We start from the raw sequence: 23,779 nt of genomic DNA, 5'->3' as shown, positions 1-23,779 counted from the left end.
GGAGAGTAGACATGTCTGACAATTGCTACCTCAAGAGCCTAGTTGCTAGTGGCTGGAACACTAATGATTCCGTGCTGGAGGCACTCGCTGAGGCTGGTGTACCGCAACCGACTGAGGATTACCTCGCCGGAGCCTTTAGACAGGATACCTGGAGCAAGCTCGATCGTGTGTGCAAGTTGATGTCTGCTAACTTCGCTGAATGTAAGTTCGCGGACTCCGTACATTATGGCGCATTGTTGGTAACTTCGCCAAATCTTTTTGATGTACGGCCCAAGTTGCAAGAGTATGTGCGAAGTGATCAGACTGAGATTGTCGTACCTGACTTCGTAGATGAGCGTCTCGGAGAAGGAGTGAACAATGCTGACCTGGATTCACCGTGGACACTTTTTGCGACGGTTGTTTCCGACGCTGGGCTCGCCATGGGAAGTTACAACGACGTGGTGTCTGCTCACCAGGGAGTGTACTCCATTGATGGAGTGGATACTCGTAGGTTGATGACTCGCCAGCTTTGGTGCTCGCTCGTGTTGCAAAACTTGGTTTCTCCGGATTCTGAATTGCGTGCCCGCTGGACAAGCACTCTGTTCGTTGGTGAGGGTCTTGTTGACGGAAAGGTCGCATCTGGCACGGTTCTCCACGGCCAGGTTCGGCAGCGGCTAGGTAAGCCAACTCGAGGAAGTTCGCCAATGCGTGTTCGACCTGCTGTTCGGATTGCCGCCGCAAAGGCATAATAGAAGGCTGGTTTGTGAGCTTTAGGCGATGGCAACGTTTCGGGAGTCACAGTGTTGAAGGTAACCTCCTTTCGCATGGTTGAGGGGCGTGTGCGCAATTTTGATGGTCATCTAAGACGCTTGGGGCTTAATGGTTATCGCTCGAACAAGTTTCGAAACATGCTTAAGGCCAAGTGGGAGGTCCTCGAACGTCAAGGCGTACGCAGCTGCAACCCTATCGTCTATTGTTCGGACAGCGCTATTGAGCTTGATATGCGCCCCGATAGGCCTTTTTCTAGTAGCATTATCGTTGATGCGTGTGGACATTGTGACGAACGTGTTGCGCCGCTGGTCAAGGGGCCTGACTTAGCCTGGTTACGCTCTAGAATGACGATATCACATAAGCGTGGATGCGATGAGGGCCTCTTAGTTGACAAGCACGGGTTCGTCATCGAAGGCATATTTTCGAGTCTGCTTCTTGTAGCTGGCTCGGTGGTGACCATAGGACATCATCCTAGAGCTATGCGCTCCGTCACAGTCGAACAAGTTGCGGATATCGTTTCCGATAGTGGATTTCGAGTGGAGATAGAATCCGAAGGCTTCTCTATAGAGGAGTTATTAGGTACGGAGGTTTTATTTTTGAATGCTTTCTCTGGTGTTAGGTATGTCACCGAATGGAGTTTTTTTGATTGCGATAGTGATGTGACTGAGAATGTCAAGAGCTCTCTATCTTGTTCAATTGATGTATCGTGGTTAAATTCGCTCCTGTGGGAGCTTGCGGACAAGATTTAGTTGTGACTTCGGTTGTTTTCCTTTGCTACATCCGTTGTCCGCGGACATCTTCTTCGAGATATATGGAGGCCCCTTGGTTGATAATAAACGTGCAGAATACCCATCATTTTGGAGGGAGCTGCCGGCCGCTCAACAGCCTATTTACCCTGACACAGATGCGTTAAAGGCAGTCTTGACCGATTTGCGGTCGCGACCACCACTCGTATTTGGTGGAGAAGTCGATTCTCTTCGTAAATGCATGGCTGAGGCAGGGCGTGGACGTAGTTTTGTCCTTATGGGCGGCGACTGTGCCGAGTCCTTCTACGATAGCGTTGAAAGTATACGGCGTAAGGTCCAGACTATTCTTCAAATGGCTGCCGTTCTGACTTATGGTGCTTCCATGCCTGTTGTGAAGATTGGCCGTATCGCAGGTCAGTATGCTAAGCCTCGTAGCATTGATGTCGAGACTCGTGATGGTGTTAGTCTTCCTGTCTATCGCGGTGATTCCATAAATGGGTACGATTTCACAAGCGAGGCTCGTACGCCCGATCCTTCCCGTATGTTGGAAGCCTATCTACGGGCTGGAACTACATTAAACATTATACGTGCTTTTACGACAGGCGGATATGCAGACTTACGTAGAGTGCATTCTTGGAATCAGGGATTCACAAGTAATCCAGCATACATGCGCTTTGAGGACTTCGCAGACGAAATCGATCGCGCGATGCGGTTCATGGAAGCTGCAGGAGTCGATTTTGATACGCTACGTCAGGTGCACCTGTACGCTTCCCATGAGGCTTTGCAGTTGGAGTATGAAGATTCTATGGTTCGTAATGACTTCCTGTCGGGACAACGCTACTGTGCTAGCGGACATCTGCTGTGGATCGGTGAGCGGACCCGTAGCCCTGAACACGCCCATGTATCTTTTCTTTCTAGCGTTGTCAACCCAGTGGCTGTTAAGATTGGGCCTGCCACTAGTCCTCTCGAAGTTTCGTCGCTGATTGAGCGGCTCAACCCGGCGGGTGATCCGGGTCGTCTTACCTTCATAACTCGGATGGGTTCGAACCGTATTCGTGACGTTCTACCTAGGCTGATAGAAGCTGCAAGTGTTGACGGCCGTCCCGTTACCTGGATAGCTGACCCGATGCATGGCAACACGATCGTGTCCAGGGGTAATTACAAGACACGTCGCTTCGATGCGATCATAGACGAAGTCCGAGGTTTCTTTGAGGTTCACAAAGCGCTAGGCACGATTCCTGGCGGCATTCATATCGAGCTTACTGGTAATGACGTGACTGAAGTACTCGGCGGAGGCGCTCAGATCGGCGAAGCTAATCTGAGTGAGCGTTATGAGACGCTCGTCGACCCCAGGCTCAATCATGAACAATCGCTTGAGATGGCCTTCGAAGTTGCAGAGATGCTTCGCAACGAGTAAACCCCTCTGGTTTGCTGCGTGTTGGTAGTTCCCAGTAGGTAGTTTGTTAGCCGCAGTCTTGAGAGTGGAGAAAACTGTCTAAGAACCGGCGGTTGATGGACAGGGTATGCGATATGCGTCGGGCTTGACATGATGGCCCTTAGAAAGTTCTAGTGGTAGCGATGAACGGAGTTCGGTGGACTTGTGTGTATGTTAGCTGACAAGCAGTTTTAGCAACGACACAGTGTCTTGGTGCGGCCACTATGTTCGCGGATACAGGCGTCCTAACAAACTGTGAGATCATAAGAATTATTCTTAGCGATGCAGAGTTAGTTTTCTGTGTTTCCTTATTAAATCGGCGAGTCTGGGTCCAGGAAGCTGGGGACGCATCTGGTTCTGCGTGACCGTTCCACCTACAAGGCGCCTGCATTCAGCACGTTTCTCTTTGTGCATCCGTTCATCATGGGGCACTTTACGCTTCGACATGCTGACTGGTTATAGAGCGAACTGTTCACCACAAGTTACCTGCGTAGTTGTGAAGTAATGCTGAGTAGAAAACCGACATGTAAAAGCTTGGTTCTTTTTCGGCTCGTATGACTTCCTTTCTAGTATAAAAGAACTGGTGAAGGGATAAACATTATGCATGATAGACAAACCTACACAGTGAGGGCGTCAATGGGGTCCTTAGTGCTTCCTCAGGTGTCTGTCGCAGAGGCTCGTGGAAGCCTTTACGCTCAGCTCTATCCTGAAGAGATTTCCTACATGAGAACTGCACACAAAAAAAGAATTAGGGAATTTACTTCAGTGAGAGCTTGTGCAGAGATCGCTCTGGCGAAGCTTGGCTTCGATCGTGCGTCAATGGTGCCATGTGGAAATGGCGAACCTGTGTGGCCTTGCGGGATTGTAGGAAGTATGGGTGTTATTCATGGGGGTTTGTTCGTGTCGTTAGTTGGTGCATCGGCCGTCTCGGGAGAGAATTGGGTTACCACACTCGATTCTCTTGGGGAGGCGGCCGATGCATTACGAGTCTACCACGGGGCTGTGCGATGAGGATATCGATGAGCTTGTCGGGCGCATCGAAGAGGTGCTCGAATCTCGGGGCCAGAGTCTATTGGGCTACCGCCTGGGGCTCAGGCAGCAGGTGGAGTTGACCTTGATTCTGGCGCGCCATAACATCTCCCAGGCCCTGGCCGCCGACATGTGCGGCGTCTCCCAGCCCACCGTCTCCAGGATCTGGAGGCGCATGGTCCCCTTGCTGACCCATGTGCTGGCCATGAGTGGGATCTCTCTGTCCCAGGCAGTGGCTCAGGGCAGCCTGCTGCTCGTTGATGGCACGCCGATCCCCACTGGTAACAGGCCCGCAGCCGGCAGGCAGGTCGAGAAGGCCAACTACTCGGGCAAGCACCATGCCCAGTGCCTGAATGTCCAGGTCGCCGCCACCACCGACGCCACCCTGGTGGCGGTCTCGGACCCGGTGCCCGGCTCACGTCACGACAGCGCCGCCTTGAGCCTGTGCGGCTGGGACACGATCCTCACCGGCGCCGATTGGATCGCCGATACCGCATACACCGCTCATGGCGCACTGACCCCCATCAAGAAGACGCCGGGAAGAGATCGTCTGGAATGGGAGAAAGACTTCAACAGAGCCGTGTCATCCACGCGCGCCGCCATCGAGCACACCATCGCGACGCTGAAGAAATGGAAGATCCTATCCACCGGCTACCGCCACCGCCTGGCAGAGCTCCCCAGCATCATCACCCTGATCACCAAACTCGAACTCTACAGAACAGGCTGGTAACCCCCACATGAATAACACCCTATGACTCACAGAAACGGTTACCATGCTGCAGCCGTGGCACTGCGCCGGGAAGTCTCGACCATCGGGATAGATGCTGAAATAAATCGGCCATTGAAGGCTGGAGTTCTAAATAGGATAGCGTCGGCAAGAGAACTAGCGATGACAGCCAAGTTGAGTGTTTTAACTGATAGAGTTTTCGTAGATAGCCTACTTTTTAGTATAAAAGAGTCTGCATATAAAGCATGGTTTTCACTTGAGAAAAGTCGGCTGCGATTCAGGGATATTGAGGTGACTATTGACCTAGACGGAGACTTCGCGGTGCGTTTTCCTGTCGGATGTGGCGCTCTTCAACGTCAATTTTTTGGGAGTTGGGCAGCGGATCAGTATTTTCTTCTTACCGCTCTCTGCATAGATAGGGGTGCATGGAATGAGTGTCTATTACATACTTGTGGTTCCCAAGAGTAAAGGTGTTGAAGCTGTGTAATCGGTCGTCCAGACGGGTTTGGGGTGAGTGGTGTTTTTCGGACAGGGGAGGATTTTCGTCTTCCTTTGATTCGATAGGATGGAGCCATGTCAAGGGCGAAGTACTCTGAGGAGTTCAAGGAACAAGTGGTGCGCGAGGTGATCGACAAGGAGCGGTCGATAGCGTCGGTGGCGGCCTCCTATGGTCTGGTGGCTCAGACGGTGGGCAACTAGGTCGCTAAGCACAGGAAGGAGCACGCCACGGATCAGGAGAAGGAGGCAGCCGCGGAGGCGGCTGAGATCACTCGGCTTCGGCGCGAGGTCCGCGAGCTGCGTCAGGAGAACGAGTTCTTGAAAAAAGGTGTGCCACGAAGGGTGGGGTGCTGCATGCGTGTGTAGGTGATGCGGTGCTGTGCTTGAGGCTGCGTGAGAGATGAAGGGGTCTGGCCCTTCGGAGCCGCTGTGCGGGCGGAGGCTTCAAACCGCCGCATGCTGCGCGACTGGTGACGGGAGCGTGGTGAGCGATGTGGAAAAGGCGCCGGGTGTAGGCGTCAGGTGGGGATCAGGAAGACGAGCGCGAGCGAACCGCTGTTGACGTGTCGTTATTGAATAGGTGGCATCAGAACCGGGTGTTACTTTTTGGCCTGGGATGAGTCTGGCGGAGGGCCCGTATTGCTGGCCAGGCGGTGCCCGGCATGGAGGCGGCGTGAGCCTGATCTGCGGCTCTTGCGTGGAACGTGGGAAGGCATGCCTGGATACAGGCGCCCCAGTTGGGGTGGTGATAGGGAGAGTCTTGGAGCGGATGAACCGCAAGAGACGGAGTACCGTTGCTGGGCATGCTGGCGGACTGGCTCGTAGTAGTGAGGATGTCCTTGTAATGGGGGCGGAGCGAAGGGGCTGGGTCATTTTGTGGATCGCGGGTCGATCAACCAGGAGACTCTGGGAGGAATCGGATGAGCGGACTGCAGTCGCCATCAAGGAAACCGTTTGACATTCCGAAACAGGAGGTGTGGGAAGCGTATCTGAGAGTGAAGGCGAACAGGGGCGCACCGGGGGTGGATAACTGCTCGGTGGAGGATTTCGAGAAGGATCTGCGGGACAATCTGTACAAGATCTGGAACCGGATGTCCTCGGGGAGTTATTTCCCGCCGCCGGTACGGGCTGTGGAGATACCCAAGCCCAACGGTGGTGTGCGAGTGCTGGCAGTCCCCACGGTAGCGGACAGGGTTGCCCAGACGGTGGTTGCCAGGAGGCTGGAGGCAAGGGTCGAGCAGATCTTTCATCCGGACTCCTACGGCTACCGTCCGGGACGATCGGCTCTGGATGCTGTGGCGCAGTGCCGGAAGCGCTGCTGGCAGCGAGCCTGGGTGGTGGAGGTGGACATCGCGAAGTTCTTCGACGAGGTCGACCACGAGTTGATGCTCAAGGCTGTGGCCAAGCACGCGTGCGAGCCGTGGGTGAGGCTGTATGTGGCGCGGTGGTTGACCGCACCGTTGCAGTTGGCCGACGGCACCCTTGCTGCGCGCCGGCGGGGTACCCCGCAGGGCTCGGCGGTCAGTCCGGTTCTGGCGAACCTGTTTTTGCACTACGCGTTCGATGCCTGGATGGAGCGCAGCTTTCCATCCGTGCCGTTCGAGCGGTATGTCGATGACGCGGTGGTGCACTGCCTCACCCAGCGTCAGGCCCATCAGGTGCGCCAGGCGCTGGCCGACAGGTTGGCGCAGGTCGGGCTGCGGCTGCACCCGGACAAGACCCGGAACGTGTACTGCCCAACGACGAAACGGCGGGAGAAGCATCCCGTGACGTCGTTCGATTTTCTGGGCTACACCTTCCGAGCCCGAAGTGCGGTCGATCGGCAGGGCAGAATGTTCACCTCGTTCCTGCCCGCGATCAGCCCTAGCGCCTGCAAGCGGCTGGGTGCTCAGGTGCGGTCTTGGAGGTTGCACCTGCGCACCGGTCACACTCTGGCCGACCTGGCACGCAGGATCAACCCGATCGTGCGTGGGTGGATGCAGTACTACGGCGCGTTCTATCGCACCGCGATGTATCCACTCCTCAAGCGCATCAACGCCTACTTGGTGCGCTGGCTGCGCAAGAAGTACAAACGGTTGCGGACTTTCAAGAAGGCCAAGGCGGCCTGGAGGAGGGTCACCAAACAGTTTCCTTACCTCATGGCGCACTGGGTCTGGGTTCACTCCTTTTGGTGACCAGAAAATGACAAGAGCCGTGTAACGGGAGACTGTTACGCACGGTTCCGTGGGAGCCCGGGGGTGAGATTCCCCCGGGCTACCCGACCGGCCGCCTTCTTCGCGAAGAACGACCAGTGAGCCAGCGCTACGAGCTCATCAACCGCGAAGAAGGCAACTACCCGATCGCCTCGATGTGCCGCTGGTCGAGAGTGTCCCGATCGGGATACTACTCCTGGCGGGATAGACCACAGTCCCGCAGGGATATCAGGCGGCAGGAATTAGTCGCACTGATTGAGGCCGAGTTCGAGGCCTCGGACGGCACCTACGGGTACCGGCGTATTACCGCCCGTCTGGGGCGCCGGGGCGTGGTGGTGCACCATGACACTGTGCGCTGCCTCATGCGCCAGGCCGGTCTGGTGGCCGCGCAACCTCGCCGAAGGGCGCGCACCACCATCCCGGCGGCCGACCTGGAGGGGCGCCCGGATCTGGTGGAGCGGGACTTCACCGCCACTGCGCCAGGGACCAAGTGGGTCGGGGACATCACCCACTGTCCGCACCTGGGTGGGATTCGTCTATTTGGCCACTGTTCTGGACTGCGCCACGAAGAAAGTCGTGGGCTACGCCATGGCTGAACCGCATGCGCACCAGTCTGGCGTGTGAGGCTATTGATATGGCGGTGCGCAATTGCCCGCCGGTCAGAGGGACAACGATCTTCCACTCCGACCGGGGGTCGCAGTACACCTCCGAGAAATTCGCTGAGCACCTGGGCGCCCATGGTATTCGCCTGTCGGTGGGCAGGACCGGGGTGTGCTGGGACAATGCGTGGGCGGAGTCCTTCAATGCCACACTCAAGAACGAGAGGGTTCACCGGATGGTGTATCCCACACGGGACAAGGCCATGAATGATATTGCCTCATGGATCGAGCTGGTCTACAATCACACCCGACTGCATTCCTCTCTGGGATATCGCACCCCTAACGAAGTGGAACAAGAGCTCCTGGACCACAAGAAAGCAGCCTGACCAACACAACACACACAGTCCGAAAAACACCCAGCACTCCATACGGAAGTCCTCGATTATGGGGGCCAGTGTGGAGGTCTCGGCCTTGGCCCGCGCGGGCAGCAGGGCTCCCTCCGGACTCGGCGCCTTACCGCGCGTTGATCACAGCGCCTCCACAACGGCGTTCAGGCTCGCCGAAGGCCGCATGACGGCCGCGGCCATAGCGGCATCAGGGCGGTAGTACCCCCCGATATCCGCAGGTGAGCCCTGAACCGCCAGGAGCTCTGCCTGGATCGCCTCGTTGGCGGCCTCCAGCTGCTCGGCCACAGGCGCGAAGACCCGTGCCATCTCGGCGTCAGCCCCCTGGGCCGCCAGCTCCCGGGCCCAGTACAGGGCGAGCCAGGCATGAGAGCCACGGTTGTCCAGCCCGCCCAGGCGCCGCGCGGGGGAGCGGTCCTCCTCCAGTAGCGTCGTCGTCGCCGCATCAAGGGCATCGGCCAGAACCAGCGCCCGCGGCTTGCCGCAGGCCTGGCCCGCATGCCGCAAAGCCTCCGCCAGGGCCAGGAACTCCCCCAGGGAGTCCCAGCGCAGATAGTTCTCCTCCAGCAGCTGGCGCACATGCTTGGGGGCAGAGCCGCCCGCACCCGTCTCATAGAGACCACCGCCGTTCATCAGCGGCACCACCGAGAGCATCTTGGCGCTCGTGCCCAGCTCCAGGATCGGGAACAGGTCCGTCAGGTAGTCGCGCAGCACATTGCCGGTCACGCTGATGGTGTCCTGGCCGGCCCGAGCCCGCTCCAGGGACAGGCGCGCAGCCTCCACCGGGTCCAGGACGCGGATATCCAGGCCCTCAGTGTTCTCCTGGGCCAGATAGCGCTCAACCAGGCCGATGAGCACCGCATCATGCCCGCGCGAGGGGTCCAGCCAGAAGACGGCCGGCGCCCCCGTCGCCCGCGCCCGGGCCACCGCCAGGCGCACCCAGTCGCGGATCGACTCATCCTGAGTGGCGCAGGCCCGCCAGATATCCCCGGCCTCCACCTCATGGGACAGCAGCACGTCGCCCGGCTGGGAGCCCGTCCCATCGACCACCACGACCTCAACAGTGCCAGCCTGGGGGATGAGGAAGGTCTTGTCGTGGCTGCCGTACTCCTCGGCCTTGCGGGCCATGAGCCCCACATTGGGGACCGTGCCCATCGTGGTCGGGTCCAGGGCGCCGTGAGCCTTGCAGTCATCGATCGTCGCCTGATACACCCCCGCATAGGAGGAGTCCGGGATGATGGCCAGCGTGTCCGCCGTCGCGCCATCAGGACCCCACATCTTCCCCCCGGCGCGGATCATCGCGGGCATCGAGGCGTCCACGATGACATCGCTGGGCACGTGCAGGTTGGTGATCCCGCGGTCGGAGTCCACCATGGCCAGGCTCGGGCCCGACTCCAGCTCGGACCGGATCGCTGCGGCGATCGCCTCCCCGCCCTCGACCTCCTCCAGACCGGCCAGGATCGCTGCCAGGCCGTCCTCGGCCCGCAGGCCCGCCGCGGCCAGCGCCTGGCCGTGCTCGGCGAAGACCCCTGGCAGCAGGGCGCGCAGGGCGTGGCCGAAGATCAGGGGGTCTGAGACCTTCATCATGGTGGCCTTGAGGTGCACCGACAGCAGCACGCCCTCGGCCTTGGCCGCGGCGACCTGCTGAGCCAGGAAGGCGTCCAGGGCGGCGGCGCTCATGACGGAGGCGTCCAGGACCTCACCGGCGGTGACCGCCAGGGCCTCGCGCAGCACCACCGGCTCACCGTCCCGGGGGCGCAGGCGGATCGTCACCGTCCCGGCCTCGGGGATGACGACGCTGCGCTCGTTGTGGCGGAAGTCCCCGGCCTCCATCGTGGCCACGCGCGTGCGCGAGCCGGCCGACCACGCCCCCATCGAATGCGGGTGGGAGCGGGCATAGGCCTTGACCGCCCCCGGGGCCCGGCGATCGGAGTTGCCCTCGCGCAGCACCGGGTTGACGGCACTGCCCTTGACGGCGTCGTAGGCGGCGCGCGCCTCGCGCTCGGCGGACGAGGCCGGCTCATCGGGGTAGTCGGGGATGTCATGGCCCTGGGCCTGGAGCTCGGCGATGGCCTCCTTGAGCTGGGGCAGGGAGGCGGAGATGTTGGGGAGCTTGACGATGGTCGCGGTGGGGGAGTGGGTCAGTGCCCCCAGGCGGGCCAGGTCGTCCTCGGCCAGGCCGAAGGCCGCCAGGATGCGGCCGGACAGGGAGATGTCCGCGGTGCCCACGCGCACATCCGCGCGACGCGCGAAGCCCTGGATGATCGGAAGCAGCGAATGGGTCGCCAGCATGGGCGCCTCATCGGTCCAGGTGTAGACGATCTCCGACTCGACTGTCATGCGTGCTCCCTCGGTGCGTTCGGTGCGTTGCTGGTGATTGCTGGCGATACAGACGCGGCCGAGCCTAGCGGGCAGTCATGACGCGCGCACAACGCACAACACGGCCGGACGCGCCCACGCGGGTCACGCCCGGCGCATGCCCTGCCTCAGGCCGGGGCGACGCCGTAGCGGCGGCGCACGGCCAGATGCGCCGCCTCAATGGCCTCGCGCTGCTGGCGGGCGTTGCGCACCTGCCAGGCCAGGGAGGGGCGGCCCTGCCGGTCGACACCGGCCATGACCAGGCCCGCGCCCAGGGCCGCGCCCCGCAGCAGGCCAGACAGCGCCTCGCGCCTGGCGGCCCCCTTGAGGGTCCAGCCCGGATTGCCCACGATCGTCAGCGGCAGGTTGAGGGCCGCCAGCACGGCGGCGCTGGAGCGCGGCGCGCGCCCTGTGGCCAGGCCCAGGCCCGCCACCACGCTGACCGCCCCTGTGGCCCGGGTGAGCATGCGGGCATCCGAGGTCAGGATCGGGGGCAGGCCGACCCGCTCCAGGGTGGGGGTGACCCGCTTGAACTTGTCCACATGACGGCCCGGACGCACCATCGCATCGATCCCATCGACGATGAAGGGGGCGGCGAGCATCGGTCGGGTCGCAGCGCGCAGAAGATCCATGCCCCCATCCTGGCGCAATCGGCCCTCCTGGGCCAGGCTTTCGCGCAGGCCAGTCGCTGTTGGTGCGCCCAGGGGAGGGCCGGGGAATGAAAGGGCGGGGCGGGGACGTTGACCCGGGCGTGACAGCATCCACGATGACGCGCCTGCCCCGCGGGGCGCGATCCGCGCACGGCGCTGGCCATGCAGGCCATGCAGGCCACGCCGGCGCGCGCCATGGCGCCCGTGCCGCCCGCCCGTCAGCAGGACGGGCCGGTGGGGCTGCCCACCGCGGGCGCGCCGGCGGGCTAGGCTCATGGCTGATGACGGACACCGACGACCCCACCGACGCACTGGCCCTCGATGAGGCGATCGACCCCGACGGCACCGGCACCCTGGACCGGGCGCCCGTCGACGAGGACGAGGCCGCCCGCAGCGCCCGCTTCGAGGCCGAGGCCCTGCCCTACCTGGACCAGCTCTACGGTGCCGCCCTGCGCATGACCCGCAACCGGGCCGACGCCGAGGACCTGGTCCAGGACGTCTACGCCAAGGCCTTCGCCTCCTTCCACCAGTACCGGCCCGGCACCAACCTCAAGGCCTGGCTCTACCGGATCCTGACCAACACCTTCATCAACTCCTACCGCAAGAAGCAGCGCGAGCCCCAGCAGTCCGACGCCGACGCCGTCGAGGACTGGCAGCTCCACCGGGCCGCCTCCCACGACTCCGTGGGCCTGCCCAGCGCCGAGGCCCTGGCCCTGGACCAGCTGCCCGACGAGGAGATCAAGGCGGCCTTCGGCGAGCTGAGTGAGGACCGGCGCCTGGCGGTCTACCTGGCCGACGTCGAGGGCTTCGCCTACAAGGAGATCGCCGAGATCATGGACACGCCCATCGGCACCGTCATGTCCCGCCTGCACCGCGGGCGCCGTCAGCTGCGCGAGCTGCTGGCCGACCACGCCCGCTCACTGGGATACCTGGGCGCGGAGGAGGAGTGATGAGCGCCACCCCCGACTCCGAGTGCTCCTGCAGTGAGGCCCGGGCCCATCTGGAGGCCTTCCTCGACCACGAGTGCTCCGCCGACCTGACCGAGCGCCTGGCCCAGCACGTGGCCAGTTGCGACCACTGCTCCCGCCTCGCCGACGCCGAGACCCACCTGCGCCAGATCCTTCGCTCGCGCTGCGCCGAGCAGGCCCCCCCCGAGCTGCGCGCGCGGGTGCTGGGGCGACTGTCGATGATGCGGGTGACCTCCCAGGTGAGCGTGACCTCCTCCAGCGTGACCTCCTCCGCGGATGGCACGGTCACTCGCACGACGACGACCACGCGCTCCATCCGCATCGAGCGGGACTGAGGCCGGCCGGGGCGGGCCCGCCGCAGCGGCCCCGCCCCGCGGTGTGGGCACCCTCACCGGTGCGCAGCGGTCCGGCCGCTGGCCGGGGGCTCGCGGCGTGTGGGAGAATCGCCGTCGTTCCAGCCCCCTCGTGGGGCGTTTCTGACACGAGGAGGCAGTGATGTCCAAGCGCGGTCGTAAGCGTCGTGCACGCGCCAAGTCCAGCGCCAACCACGGCAAGCGTCCCAACGCCTGAGCCGGGTTCGCACGCGCCCACAGCAGAGATGGCGGCCGGTCACCCCAGGTGGCCGGCCGCCGTCGTCCTCCGATCCGACCAGGCGCGCGGTTCTGCTCAGCCTGCTCAGGCGGGGCGCTCCAGTCCGAGCCACTCGTACCAGCCGCGGTGAAGCACCAGCCATGCCAGCAGCCCATAGCCGGCCTGGCCGGGATGCGCCCCACCGGCCGCGGAGACATCGGCATTCCACTGCTCATGGTTGCGCAGCGGCTCGAACGCATCGACGAAGGGGATCTTGCGCCGCGCGCACACCTCATAGGCGGCCGTGGCCAGCTGGGCGACGGCATCAGGGTCCACGCCCCCCAGCGGGGGAGGCCCGACGACGAAACACTCGCGGTGATCCGAGGCCGCCGTGTCCAGGATATTGGCCAGGGCCAGGCGGGAGCGCGCATAGGACACGCCCGCGCGCACATCGGCCACGCCCAGGGCCACGACCAGGCGGTTGACCCTGGTGTGGGTGGTGCGGCGCGAGACCTCGGCCTGCCAGCGGTCGGCGAGCTGGGCGGTGGTCTCCCCGGGGACGGCCAGCGAGGTCCACAGGATGTCGGCCTCGCGCGGGGTCCGGGCCATCACCCGCCCGGTCCAGCCCAGGGCGCGGGCGTCGCCGTATCCGGCCACCAGCTCGTCCCCGATGAAGCTCAGCCTCGTCTCCTCCATGGCGTGCCTCCTCCTCCGTGCGGTGCTTAGACGCTACCGCGCCGGCGGCCCGCTGGCCCGTAAGCCCGCCGGTGCGGCGGATCAGGGCTCATGGCGCCCCATGGCCCGCGCGGCCGGGCGCTCAGTCGCGGGCGAAGGCCCTGGCGATGAGCTCGTCCTGCTGGGCCCGGTAGGCGCCGGCCGTGCCCACGGCGGGGGCGGCGGCCTCGGGGCGGGAGACCAGCTGGGGCAGGACCCCGCCGGTCAGCTCGGAGGAGAGGTTGAGGGCCAGGTAGGGCCACATGCCCTGATTGGCCGGCTCATCCTGGACCCACACCAGCTCGGCCCCCGCGAAGGGGGCCAGGGCGGCGCCGAGGGCCTCGTCGTCGAGCGGGTAGAGCTGCTCCAGGCGCACGATCGCCGTTCGGGTGTCCCCGGTCTGAGCGCGGTGGGCCGCCAGGTCGTAGTAGACGCGTCCCGAGCACAGCAGCACCCGGTCCACCTGCCCGCTGTCGCGCACTGCGGCGTCGACCTCCCCGATGACCGGGGCGAAGGCCCCGGAGGTGAAGGCCTCCACAGGGGAGGAGGCGGCCTTGAGGCGCAGGAGCTGCTTGGGGGTGAAGACGATCAGCGGGCGGCGCGGGCGCCGGTAGGCCTGCTCGCGCAGCAGGTGGAAGTGGTTGGCGGGCGTGGAGGGCTGGGCCACCCGCATGTTGTCCTGGGCGCACATCTGCAGGTAGCGCTCGATGCGCGCCGAGGAGTGGTCGGGGCCCTGGCCCTCCTGGCCGTGGGGCAGGAGCATGACCAGGCCCGAGCGCTGCCCCCACTTCTGGGTGGCCGAGGTGACGTACTCGTCGATCACCGACTGAGCCCCATTGGCGAAGTCCCCGAACTGGGCCTCCCACATGGTCAGGCCCTCGGGCCGCTCGACGGCGTAGCCGTACTCGAAGGCCAGGGCCGCGTACTCGCTGAGCAGCGAGTCATAGATCTCGAAGGCGGCCTGGTCGGGAGTCAGGAAGCTCAGCGGCGTCCACTCCGCCCCCGAGTCGTGGTCATGCAGGACGGCGTGGCGCTGGGAGAAGGTGGCGCGGCGGGCGTCCTCCCCGGCCAGGCGCACCGGCACGCCCTCCATGAGCAGGCTCCCCAGGGCCAGCAGCTCGCCGAATCCCCAGTCGATGCCGCCCTCGCGCGTGGAGGACTGGCGCTTGGCCAGCATGGCCCTGAGCTTGGGGTGGACGGTGAAGGACGGCGGCCAGGCCACCTGGGCGTCCCCGATGCGCTCGAGGACGCCACGGTCCACCGCCGAGCTCCAGCCGATCATCATCCCGGTTCCCGCCTGCTGGGAGGCGGGGATCTCCAGGGAGGAGCGAGGCACCCCCACCTTGGTGGGGTCGGACAGGTCCTGGGCCTCGGCGGCCGCCATCCCCGCGGCGGCCTGGGCGCTGACCGCGGAGACCTGGGCGCGGGCCTCGGTGAAGACGCGCTCGAGCTCGTCGTGGTACTCCTCGGCCAGGCGGCGCGCCTCCTCGGCGGTGATGTCCCCGCGTCCCACCAGGTCGGCGGTGTAGACCTCGCGGGTGGAGGGCATGGAGTCGATGAGGCGGTACATGACCGGCTGGGTCATCGAGGGGTCATCGCCCTCGTTGTGACCGCGGCGCCGGTAGCAGATGAGGTCGATGATGACGTCCTTGCGGAAGGTGCGCCGGTACTCGTAGGCCAGGCGCGCCACCCGGGCCACCGTGTCCGGGTCATCGGCGTTGACGTGGAAGATCGGGATCTGCAGCCCCTTGGCCAGGTCGGTGGCGTAGGTGGTTGAGCGCGCGGCCGCGGCCCCCGTGGTGAAGCCGATCTGGTTGTTGACGATGATGTGGACGGTCCCGCCGGTGCGGTAGGCCGGCAGCTGGCTCATGTTGAGGGTCTCGTAGACCACGCCCTGGCCCGCGAAGGCGGCATCCCCGTGCACCAGCACCGGCAGGACCGTGTAGCCCTTCTCGCCCAGGCCGATGCGGTCCTGCTTGGCGCGCACGATGCCCTCCACGACGCCGTTGACCGTCTCCAGGTGGGAGGGGTTGGCGGCCAGGGAGACCCGGGTGGACACGCCGTCGGTCCCCGAGAAGACGCCCTCGGTGCCCAGGTGGTACTTCACATCCCCGGTGCTGGCGCCCTCGATGACGACGTTGCCGTCGAACTCGTCGAAGACCTGGCTGTAGGACTTGCCCGCGATATTGGTCAGCACGTTGAGGCGCCCGCGGTGGGCCATACCGATGACCGCCTCATCCAGGCCGTCATGGGCCACGGCGTCCAGGAGCCGGTCCAGCAGGACGATGAGGGACTCCCCGCCCTCCAGGCTGAAGCGCTTCTGGCCCACGAACTTGGTCTGCAGGAAGGTCTCGAAGGCCTCGGCCTGCTCCAGCTTGGTGAGGATCCGGCGGCGCTCGACCGGGTCGACCTCCTGCCAGGCGGTCTCCAGGCGCTCCTGCCACCAGGTGCGCTGGGCCGGGTCCTGGATGTGCATGTACTCCACGCCCACTGTCCCGCAGTAGGACTCGCGCAGCAGCGCCAGGATCTCGCGCAGCGTCGCCCGGCCTCTCCCGCCCAGGCCCCCGGTGGGGAAGGAGCGGTCCAGGTCCCACAGGCTCAGGCCGTAGGTGGTGATGTCCAGGTCGGGGTGGCGGCGCAGCCGGTAGGTCAGGGGATCGGTGTCGGCCGCCAGGTGGCCGCGCTGGCGGAAGGCGTGGATGAGCTCGGCCACGCGGGCCGGCTTGCCGGTCTCCAACTCGGGGTCGTAGGTGGTGTCCCGGGCCCACTGCACCGGCTCATGCGGGATGCGCAGCGAGGTGAAGGCCCGGTTCCAGAACCCGTCCAGCCCCAGGAGCTTGCGCTCCACCAGGCGCAGGAACTCCCCGGAGGCGGCGCCCTGGATGACCCGGTGGTCGTAGGTGGAGGTCAGGGTCAGGATCTTGCCGATGCCCTGACGGGCCAGGGTCTCGGCGCTGGCCCCGGCGAAGGCCGCCGGGTAGTCCATGGAGCCCACGCCCACGATCAGCCCCTGGCCGGGCATGAGCCGGGGCACGGAGTGCAGCGTGCCCAGCATCCCCGGGTTGGTCAGGGTCACCGTCGTGCCCTGGAAGTCGGCCAGCTCCAGGGCCCCGGAGCGCCCCTTGGCCACCAGCGCCTCATAGGCCTCGACGAAGCCGGCCAGATCCATGAGGTCCGCCTTCTTGATGGAGGGCACCACCAGCCGACGCTCGCCGTCGGCCCCGGGGACGTCGATGGCCAGACCGAAGCCCACGTGGGCGGGGGTGTTGAGCACCGGGCGGGCGTCGTCGTCGGTGGAGTAGGAGACATTCATGCCCGGCATCTGCACCAGGGACTCCACCACCGCCCAGCCGATGAGATGGGTGAAGGAGATCTTGCCCCCACGGGTATGGGCCAGATGCTCATTGATGATGGCGCGGTTCTCGATGAGGACCTTGGCGGGCAGGGCCCGCGCGGAGGTGGCGGTGGGCATGGACAGGGAGTCGTCCATGTTCTTGGCGGTGCGGGCAGCGGCCCCCTTCATGCGCGCCGAGGTGGACTGGGGCTCGGCGTCCTCGGCGCCCCCAAGGCTCTGGTCGGCCATACGACGGGCGTAGGGAGAGGTGGGCGGAGCGGTGTCCGGCGCCGGGGCCGGGGGAAGGTCGGAGCGGGTGACGTCCTGGACGGTGGCGTCCTGCGGCGCCGGGGCTCCTGCCGGGCCGTCGCCGGGGCGGGCCGCGCCCGCGGAGATGGTGGCCCGGCGCGGGCCCAGCGCCAGGGTCGAGGAGCCGTCGGCCAGGGCCGGGCTCGTCTGCGGGGGAGTGCCGGCCGTGGGGTCGGACTCGAAGAGCTCGCGCCATTGCGGGCTCACGGAGGCAGGATCGGCGGACCAGGCATCCCGCATCTCCTCGACCATCCACTCGTTGGCGCCGAATCCTGCGCCGGTTGCTGAGGCGGGCCTGTGCGATGTGGGCACGACGCATCTCCCTGAGTCGGTGTATGGCGCTGGTGGCCGCCCGGGAGGGTCCTGGGACGTCTCGCACCGGCGCGCTGTGTCCGGGGTCATGTTACGGGTTGGAGGGAAGAATGTCCTGTCAACACGGGACCTTTGTCGCACACCTTCTCCAACAGCAGGAACGGGGCGGCGGGACCGGTCCGCCGGGGCTGTCGGCCTCCGGGCGAGCCGCGGCGGTGGTAGCGTGCGGGAATTATGCGATCGGCTTTCCGCCGGGCCCGCAGACGCTGCGCCCGCCCGCACCGCGCCTCCTGCGTGGAGGACCGCCCCCACCCCGCCCATACCGTCCATGAGCCCGCTTGCCCGAGCCCCCGGCGGGCTCGCGCGGCCCATCCATCCAGGATCCCCGCCCACAGCCCGGATGAGCGCCCATGATGGACTGGCTCATGATCCTGGTCGGCGTGGTGCTGACCATCGGGACCGGGCTATTCGTCGCCGGGGAGTTCTCCCTGGTGGCCCTCGACCCCTCCACGGTGGAGACTCGCGCCGCCGCCGGGGACAAGCGCGCCGTCACCGTGCGCAGAGCCCTGTCCCGCCTGTCCACCCTCCTGTCCAGCGCCCAGGTGGGCATCACCCTGACCACCATCCTGCTGGGCTACACGATGCAGGCCGCCCTGGCCAGCCTCCTGGGCGACCTCATGAGCCGCTGGATGGCCCAGTCCGTGGCCACGGGGGCGGCCGTGGTCATCGCCCTGGTGGTGGTCAACGCCTTCTCCATGGTGCTGGGCGAGCTCATCCCCAAGAACGCCACCCTGGCCGACCCCATGCGCGCCGCCGGCCTGGTCTCACCGTTCATGATGGGCTTCACCACCCTGCTCAAGCCCCTCATCGTGGTGCTCAACAACACGGCCAACCGCATCCTGCGGCGTATGGGCATTGAGCCGGCCGAGGAGCTCAGCGGCACTCGCTCGGCCTCCGAGCTGGCCGCCCTGGTGCGTTACAGCGCTGAGGAGGGGACCCTGGATGTCTCCACCGCCACCCTGCTGACCCGCAGCATCGGGGTGGGTGAGCTCACCGCCGTGGATGTCATGACCGACCGCGGCCGCCTGCACGCCCTGGAGGCCGAGGCCAGCGCGCAGGACGTGGTGGCCCTGGCGCGCGCCACCGGCCACTCCCGCTTCCCGATCATCGGCCGCGATGCCGACGACGTCCAGGGCATCGTCCACCTGCGCCGGGCCATCGCCGTGCCCTACGAGCGCCGCGGCGAGGTGCCGGTGGCATCGGCCTCCCTCATGACGCCGGCCCCGCGCGTGCCCGAGACCATGCCCCTGGCCGATCTCCTGGTCGAGCTGCGCGCCCAGGGATCGCAGATGGCCGTCGTCGTCGACGAGTACGGGGGGACCGCTGGAGTGGTGACCCTGGAGGACGCGGTTGAGGAGGTCGTGGGCGACGTCGCCGACGAGCACGACCGCCGCCGCTCCGGCGCCCATCTGGACCCCTCGGGACGCTGGTCCGTGCCCGGCTGGATGCGCCCCGACGAGCTGGCCAGCCGCACCGGCATCCAGGTGCCCGATGGGGGGCCCTATGAGACCCTGGCGGGCCTGGTCATGAGCCAGCTGGGACGCATCCCGCAGGTGGGCGACACCATCGCCCTGGATCGCGCGGTGCTGAGCGTGGACGCCATGGAGTCGCGTCGCGTCACCCGCCTGCTCGTGCGCCCCCTGGAGGGCGAGTCCGATGCGCACGGTGCGCAGCAGGGGGCGGAGTCATGAGCACGCCCCTGGCCTTGATCATCACCGTGGCGCTGCTGGCCGGCAACGCCTTCTTCGTGGGGGCGGAGTTCGCCGTGACCTCCGCGCGGCGCAGCCAGCTCGAGCCCCTGGCGCAGGCCGGTGACGCGCGGGCGGCGACCTCCCTGTGGGCCCTGCAGAACGTCTCGCGCATGCTGGCCACCGCCCAGCTGGGGGTCACCCTGTGCTCTACGGGCCTGGGGGTGGTGGCCGAGCCCGCCATCGCCCACGCGCTGGAGCCCTGGGTGCATGCCGTCGGCCTGGGGGAGGCGGCCTCGCATGCCATCGCCGTGGTCATCGCCCTGGTGATCGTGGTCTACCTCCACGTGGTGGCCGGCGAGATGGTGCCCAAGAACATCTCCATCGCCTCCCCTGAGCGGGCCGTGCTGTGGCTGGCCCCGCCCCTGGTGCGCATCTCGCGGATCATGGGCCCGGTCATCAACGGGCTCAACGGCTTCGCCAACGGCGTTCTGCATCTGGTGGGCATCGAGACCAAGGAGGAGGTCTCGGCGACCTTCAACGCCCAGGAGGTGGCCTCCATCGTCGAGCGCTCCACCGCCGAGGGGGTCCTGGAGGACTCCACGGGCCTGCTCAGCGGCGCCCTGGAGTTCTCCGAGGAGACTGCCGGCAGCGTGATGGTGCCCCTGGGCGAGCTGGTGACGCTGCCCCAGGACTGCACGCCCGAGGACGTGGAGCGGGCCGTGGCCTCCACCGGCTACTCCCGCTTCCCCCTGGTGGCCGACCCGGGACCGCAGCAGGACGGCTCAACCGGCTCAACCGCCGCTGCCGATCAGGCCCCTGCCATCACCGGCTACCTGCACCTCAAGGACGTCCTGTACGCCGAGGGCCAGGAACGCGTCCTGCCCGTTCCCGCCTGGCGGGCCCGGGCCCTGGTCCAGGTCTCCCGCGACGATGAGGTGGAGGACGCCCTGGCCGCCATGCAGCGCACCGGAGCCCATCTGGGACGAGTCGAGGATCACGAGGGACGACTCGTGGGCGTGCTCTTCTTGGAGGACATCCTCGAAGAGTTGGTCGGCGAGGTTCACGATGCCATGCAGCGCGAGGAGCACCAGCGTCGCGGCTGAGCACTGGGAGCACCGTGATTTAAGGGGGATCGCCGCGCGGGCGGCCCCTCCGGCGCGCAGTGCGACCAGCGGCCCGCGCTCCGTGCGAGCGCGCCGCGCTGGCGGCCAGCATCGGGGGTCCGATCGCGTGTGATCCTTGTCCTGTTCACAGTGCTCCGGCCCCGCTATGGTTCCGGCAGACAAGGAGCCGACGCCGACGTATCGTGTAGTGCGGCAATCGACGAATCGCCCTCCCGGGCGAAGGACTTAACAGCCATATGGAGGCCCACAGCGTGACCACACAGCCCATGAGCCGGCGCCAGCGTCGTGAGGCTGAGCGCGCCGCGGAGGCTGCTCGGGCCCTCGCGCACGGGCAGGCCGGTGCCTCATCGGCCGGTCCGGCGCCGGAGTCCGCGTCGTCACGTGCCACAGTCCCCGGGGCGACGTCGATCCCCGCCCCGTCGGCGCCCGCTTCCAGGGCCACTTCCAGCACTGCCGCTCCCGAGGCGGCCTCCGACTCGGTTGCCGCCGCCGGCCTCAGGCTCGCGCAGGCCTCCCCGAGCCACCGGCTCCAGGACCCCGGGACCAGTGCTGCCAGTGCTGCTGGCCGTCCCGCCCCTTCTTCTTCCGCCTTAGCCCCCTCCTCTCACGGTGCCCCGCTCCGGGCCACCTCCGTCCAGGCAGCAGAGGCGCACACGGTGGCGCAGCCGATGTCGCAGGGCCAGGCCGCAGCGTCCCCGGCTCCCATGACGCGCATGGCCCGTCGTCGCATGGAGGCCGCCAAGGCCCAGCAGCGTCCCGGGCAGACCCCCGAGGGGGCTGCTGCTTCTCAGGCTCGTTCCCAGACCCGGCGGCAGGCCTCGCTCCAGGCCCCTCAGACGACTCAGACAACCGCTCCTCGGGCCCCGCAGGCGGCCGAGCCCCAGACTTCCCAGGCGGCCGAGCCCCAGATTCCGCAGGCGGCCCCGCAGGCGGTCGATGACTCATCAGCCGCGTTATCGGCGACGCCGGCGGCCGTGCCCGCTGTGCCCGCCACGCCCGCCCCTGCCGGCGCGCAAGACCCGTGGACCCAGGTCGCGGGAGGCTGGCCCCTGGGCGCCCCCGACGCCTCACCGACTCCTCGACCCTCTCTGCGCGCCTCCGCCCGGCAGGACGCACCGCAGGATGACGCCCACGCCGAGCCCGCCGCGGTCGCGGAGCGCACCGAGGCCCAGCCGACCGCCTCGCAGGACGAGGACCCTGAGTACTCCTGGCCGGAGAAGGGCTCGGAGCCGCGCGAGATCCGCTTCTCCCGCGAGTTGGAGGAGTTCCGCCGCGCCGACACGGTCCAGGTCCCCGAACTCACCCGCAAGCGCCGCGCTGCCAGGGAGGCCGCCAATCGTCGTTCCCGGTCAGCCTCACGCGGGCCCTCGCCTGCCAGGCCGTCGGCCGGGCGCAGGGGGGTCGGCGTGCTGGGGCGCACCGCGGTTCTCACGGTCCTGGCGGTGGCGACGGTGATCGCCCCGGTCAGCGGGTACCTGACCAACGCCGCGTTAGCCTCCCAGGACTCCGAGTCCCAGGCGCAGCCGCGGGCCACGACCCGCTCCTCCTCCGTGGCCGCGGCGGTCCTGGGATCGGATGCGGACTGGGATGACGAGGGCGAGGACGCGCTGTCCAACGTGCCGGACGCTGCGACCCGCGCCCGCATCCGCGAGGCCTACCAGAACGCCGCCAAGACCTGCTCCTCGGAGACCGGGGCCTCCGGCGACACCGCCGCCTTCGCCTCGGCGCCCGAGCTCTTCTACCCGATGCTCCCGGACACCTACACCATCTCCTCGGAGTACGGCTACCGCATCCACCCCACGCTGGGGATCCTCAAGCTCCACGCCGGCCAGGACTTCTCCGCTCCCGTGGGCACCGCCATCTACGCGGTGGCCGGCGGGACCGTGACCACGGCGGGCATGGTGGACGGCACCGGGACCATCACCATCAAGCACGAGATCGACGGCCAGACCTGGTACTCCAGCTACCTCCACATGTACGAGGACGGCATCCACGTCAAGGCGGGGGACACCGTCACCGCCGGCCAGCACATCGCCGGTGTGGGCAACACCGGCCGCTCCTCGGGCCCGCACCTCCACTTCGAGATCCGCACGGCCGATGACACCGCGGATGAGTCCACCGTCGAGCCCTGGGGCTGGCTCCAGTCCCACAAGGCTGTCGAACTGACCACCGACTGCTCCTGAGAGGCAGGTAACCGTGGCACGTAGAGGCCGCCCCGCCGTCATCCCGCACCGCGGTGGAGCACGTGAGGTTCCGGAGAACACCTGGACCGCTGTTGAGCATGTCGCCAGGCTGGGCCTGGAGTGGATGGAGACCGATCTGCGCGCCACCGCCGACGGCGTCGTGGTCCTGGCCCATGACGAGGACCTGCTGCGCGCGGCGGGGGACCCCCGCCGCATCCAGGAGGTCATGTGGGCCGAGCTCGCTGATCTGGACGCCGGGGATCGCCGCGGATTCGTGCGCCTGTCCGATGCGCTGGCCCATCACCCGGAGCTGTGCTTCAACGTGGACCTCAAGGAGTCCGAGGTCGTCCAGCCCGCGCTCCAGGCCGTGCGCGACGCCGATGCCCTGGGGCGCACGCGGTTCGTCTCCTTCTCCGCCCGCCGCCTGGCCATGCTGCGCCGCCAGGAGCCCAGGGCCACGACCGCGCTGGGCGTCGCCGATGTCATGGGGCTCATGCTCCTCAGCGAGGCGGCCGTTCCCCTCCCGCACACCCGGTGGGGCTGGACTCGCGGCAGGGTCGACGCCGTCCAGGTTCCCCCCGCCTACCGCGGGGTGCCGGTGGTCACCAGGCGCTTCGTGGCGGCCGCGCACACCGAGGGGCTGGAGGTGCATGTCTGGGATGTCAACACCCCCGAGGAGATGCACCGCATGGCCGCGCTCAACGTGGATGCCATCATGACCGATGTCCCCACCCTGGCCACCAAGGAGCTATCCGGCCCGCCCCGCCCCGAGACTGCCGTGGCCGCCGGCCGGCCCTGCCGGCCATAGCCGCGGCCGCCGCGCTGCCCGCATCGCCCGCAGGAAAGATGGAGCCCCCGCCGATGGCGGGGGCTCCATGACTGGCGCCCCGGACAGGATTCGAACCTGCGACCTTCTGCTCCGGAGGCAGACGCTCTATCCACTGAGCTACCGGGGCCCGAGCCGGGACTCTACCAGTGCCGGACCTCCGGGGTGAAACCGGCACTCGAGTTCACCAGGGAAATCGGTGGGGGAGATGACACAGTCACGGAGGACTTGGCCGATCCTTGCTGGATATGTAAGGCTAACCTTGCTAGACAAGCACTGCATGATGAAAATCAAATCCCT

Annotated in this window: 21 protein-coding genes and 1 tRNA gene; 17 read left to right on the top strand and 5 right to left on the bottom strand. The window is 66.2% G+C overall.

From position 1 onward, the window contains the following. The first annotated feature begins 11 nt into the window (after window positions 1–11). From EL266_RS12190 to EL266_RS12150, 10 genes are all read left to right on the top strand, one after another. On the top strand, window positions 12–728 hold the full coding sequence (locus tag EL266_RS12190) for a hypothetical protein (protein WP_126412364.1): 717 nt from the start codon (window positions 12–14) through the stop codon (window positions 726–728). 75 nt (window positions 729–803) lie between these two features. Next, complete coding sequence (locus EL266_RS12185) at window positions 804–1,499, top strand: aminotransferase class IV (protein WP_126412362.1); 696 nt, start codon at window positions 804–806, stop codon at window positions 1,497–1,499. A gap of 58 nt (window positions 1,500–1,557) precedes the next feature. Then, entirely contained in the window at window positions 1,558–2,913 is a 1,356-nt protein-coding gene (locus EL266_RS12180) for a class II 3-deoxy-7-phosphoheptulonate synthase (RefSeq protein ID WP_197719317.1), read from the top strand. Between the two features lie 618 nt (window positions 2,914–3,531). Further along, window positions 3,532–3,942, top strand: a complete 411-nt coding sequence (locus tag EL266_RS14095) for a hypothetical protein (protein ID WP_408608467.1) — start codon at window positions 3,532–3,534, stop codon at window positions 3,940–3,942. After that, complete coding sequence (locus tag EL266_RS12175; RefSeq protein ID WP_126412096.1) at window positions 3,908–4,690, top strand: transposase family protein; 783 nt, start codon at window positions 3,908–3,910, stop codon at window positions 4,688–4,690. The genes EL266_RS14095 and EL266_RS12175 overlap by 35 nt, the downstream gene beginning before the upstream one ends. Window positions 4,691–4,711: 21 nt before the next feature. After that, window positions 4,712–5,155, top strand: coding sequence for a 4'-phosphopantetheinyl transferase superfamily protein (locus tag EL266_RS14090; protein ID WP_084500817.1), 444 nt, complete (start codon window positions 4,712–4,714; stop codon window positions 5,153–5,155). Window positions 5,156–5,260: 105 nt separating this feature from the next. Next, a complete protein-coding gene (locus EL266_RS12165; protein WP_084500815.1) occupies window positions 5,261–5,386 on the top strand; it encodes a transposase in 126 nt (41 codons plus the stop codon). Between the two features lie 719 nt (window positions 5,387–6,105). Further along, on the top strand, window positions 6,106–7,359 hold the full coding sequence (gene ltrA / locus EL266_RS12160; RefSeq protein WP_026427101.1) for a group II intron reverse transcriptase/maturase: 1,254 nt from the start codon (window positions 6,106–6,108) through the stop codon (window positions 7,357–7,359). A gap of 116 nt (window positions 7,360–7,475) precedes the next feature. After that, the gene (locus EL266_RS12155) at window positions 7,476–7,973 is read left to right on the top strand and encodes an IS3 family transposase (protein ID WP_126412360.1); all 498 of its coding nucleotides are present in this window, start codon (window positions 7,476–7,478) and stop codon (window positions 7,971–7,973) included. A 5-nt stretch (window positions 7,974–7,978) separates the two neighbouring features. After that, window positions 7,979–8,362 carry an integrase core domain-containing protein gene (locus EL266_RS12150; RefSeq protein WP_126412358.1) on the top strand — a complete coding sequence of 128 codons (384 nt, stop codon included), beginning with the start codon at window positions 7,979–7,981 and terminating at the stop codon, window positions 8,360–8,362. Between the two features lie 141 nt (window positions 8,363–8,503). On the opposite strand, the gene EL266_RS12145 is transcribed toward EL266_RS12150, so the two are convergent. Both EL266_RS12145 and EL266_RS12140 read right to left on the bottom strand, forming a co-directional pair. Next, window positions 8,504–10,720 carry an NADP-dependent isocitrate dehydrogenase gene (locus EL266_RS12145; RefSeq protein WP_026427100.1) on the bottom strand — a complete coding sequence of 739 codons (2,217 nt, stop codon included), beginning with the start codon at window positions 10,718–10,720 and terminating at the stop codon, window positions 8,504–8,506. 146 nt (window positions 10,721–10,866) lie between these two features. Next, a complete protein-coding gene (locus tag EL266_RS12140; protein WP_026427099.1) occupies window positions 10,867–11,370 on the bottom strand; it encodes a DoxX family membrane protein in 504 nt (167 codons plus the stop codon). 299 nt (window positions 11,371–11,669) lie between these two features. Here EL266_RS12140 and EL266_RS12135 point away from each other — a divergent pair, with 299 nt between their 5' ends. The 3 genes from EL266_RS12135 to EL266_RS14085 all read left to right on the top strand — a co-directional run bounded on the left by EL266_RS12135 (window position 11,670) and on the right by EL266_RS14085 (window position 12,926). Then, window positions 11,670–12,338, top strand: coding sequence for a sigma-70 family RNA polymerase sigma factor (locus EL266_RS12135; RefSeq protein WP_026427098.1), 669 nt, complete (start codon window positions 11,670–11,672; stop codon window positions 12,336–12,338). Further along, on the top strand, window positions 12,338–12,691 hold the full coding sequence (gene rsrA, locus EL266_RS12130) for a mycothiol system anti-sigma-R factor (protein WP_034514952.1): 354 nt from the start codon (window positions 12,338–12,340) through the stop codon (window positions 12,689–12,691). Before EL266_RS12135 ends, rsrA begins: the two co-directional genes overlap by 1 nt. A 160-nt stretch (window positions 12,692–12,851) precedes the next feature. After that, window positions 12,852–12,926, top strand: coding sequence for a 50S ribosomal protein bL37 (locus EL266_RS14085; RefSeq protein ID WP_370538935.1), 75 nt, complete (start codon window positions 12,852–12,854; stop codon window positions 12,924–12,926). Between the two features lie 105 nt (window positions 12,927–13,031). Here EL266_RS14085 and EL266_RS12125 read toward each other — a convergent pair whose 3' ends face one another. Both EL266_RS12125 and EL266_RS12120 read right to left on the bottom strand, forming a co-directional pair. Then, window positions 13,032–13,622: a GDSL-type esterase/lipase family protein gene (locus EL266_RS12125; protein ID WP_026427097.1), complete on the bottom strand. Its 591-nt coding sequence runs from the start codon at window positions 13,620–13,622 to the stop codon at window positions 13,032–13,034. Between the two features lie 121 nt (window positions 13,623–13,743). Beyond that, window positions 13,744–17,535: a multifunctional oxoglutarate decarboxylase/oxoglutarate dehydrogenase thiamine pyrophosphate-binding subunit/dihydrolipoyllysine-residue succinyltransferase subunit gene (locus EL266_RS12120; RefSeq protein ID WP_026427096.1), complete on the bottom strand. Its 3,792-nt coding sequence runs from the start codon at window positions 17,533–17,535 to the stop codon at window positions 13,744–13,746. A gap of 470 nt (window positions 17,536–18,005) precedes the next feature. On the opposite strand from EL266_RS12120, the gene EL266_RS12115 reads away from it, so the two are divergent. From EL266_RS12115 to EL266_RS12100, 4 genes are all read left to right on the top strand, one after another. After that, on the top strand, window positions 18,006–19,346 hold the full coding sequence (locus tag EL266_RS12115; RefSeq protein WP_026427095.1) for a hemolysin family protein: 1,341 nt from the start codon (window positions 18,006–18,008) through the stop codon (window positions 19,344–19,346). Beyond that, window positions 19,343–20,449 carry a hemolysin family protein gene (locus EL266_RS12110; RefSeq protein ID WP_026427094.1) on the top strand — a complete coding sequence of 369 codons (1,107 nt, stop codon included), beginning with the start codon at window positions 19,343–19,345 and terminating at the stop codon, window positions 20,447–20,449. Before EL266_RS12115 ends, EL266_RS12110 begins: the two co-directional genes overlap by 4 nt. A gap of 677 nt (window positions 20,450–21,126) precedes the next feature. Beyond that, window positions 21,127–22,653 (top strand): M23 family metallopeptidase, encoded by a 1,527-nt coding sequence (locus EL266_RS12105; protein WP_232012034.1) that lies wholly within the window; start codon window positions 21,127–21,129, stop codon window positions 22,651–22,653. A gap of 13 nt (window positions 22,654–22,666) precedes the next feature. Further along, window positions 22,667–23,461, top strand: coding sequence for a glycerophosphodiester phosphodiesterase family protein (locus EL266_RS12100; RefSeq protein WP_051281229.1), 795 nt, complete (start codon window positions 22,667–22,669; stop codon window positions 23,459–23,461). A 72-nt stretch (window positions 23,462–23,533) separates the two neighbouring features. Here the strand turns inward: EL266_RS12100 and EL266_RS12095 are convergent. Beyond that, a tRNA-Arg gene (locus EL266_RS12095) sits at window positions 23,534–23,609 on the bottom strand. Between the last annotated feature and the right edge of the window lie 170 nt (window positions 23,610–23,779).

It is taken from the genome of Actinomyces slackii (genome assembly GCF_900637295.1).
GTDB lineage: Bacteria > Actinomycetota > Actinomycetes > Actinomycetales > Actinomycetaceae > Actinomyces > Actinomyces slackii.
Note: the sequence above shows the minus strand (reverse complement) of the source record. Positions and strands in the feature narration are given on the sequence as shown.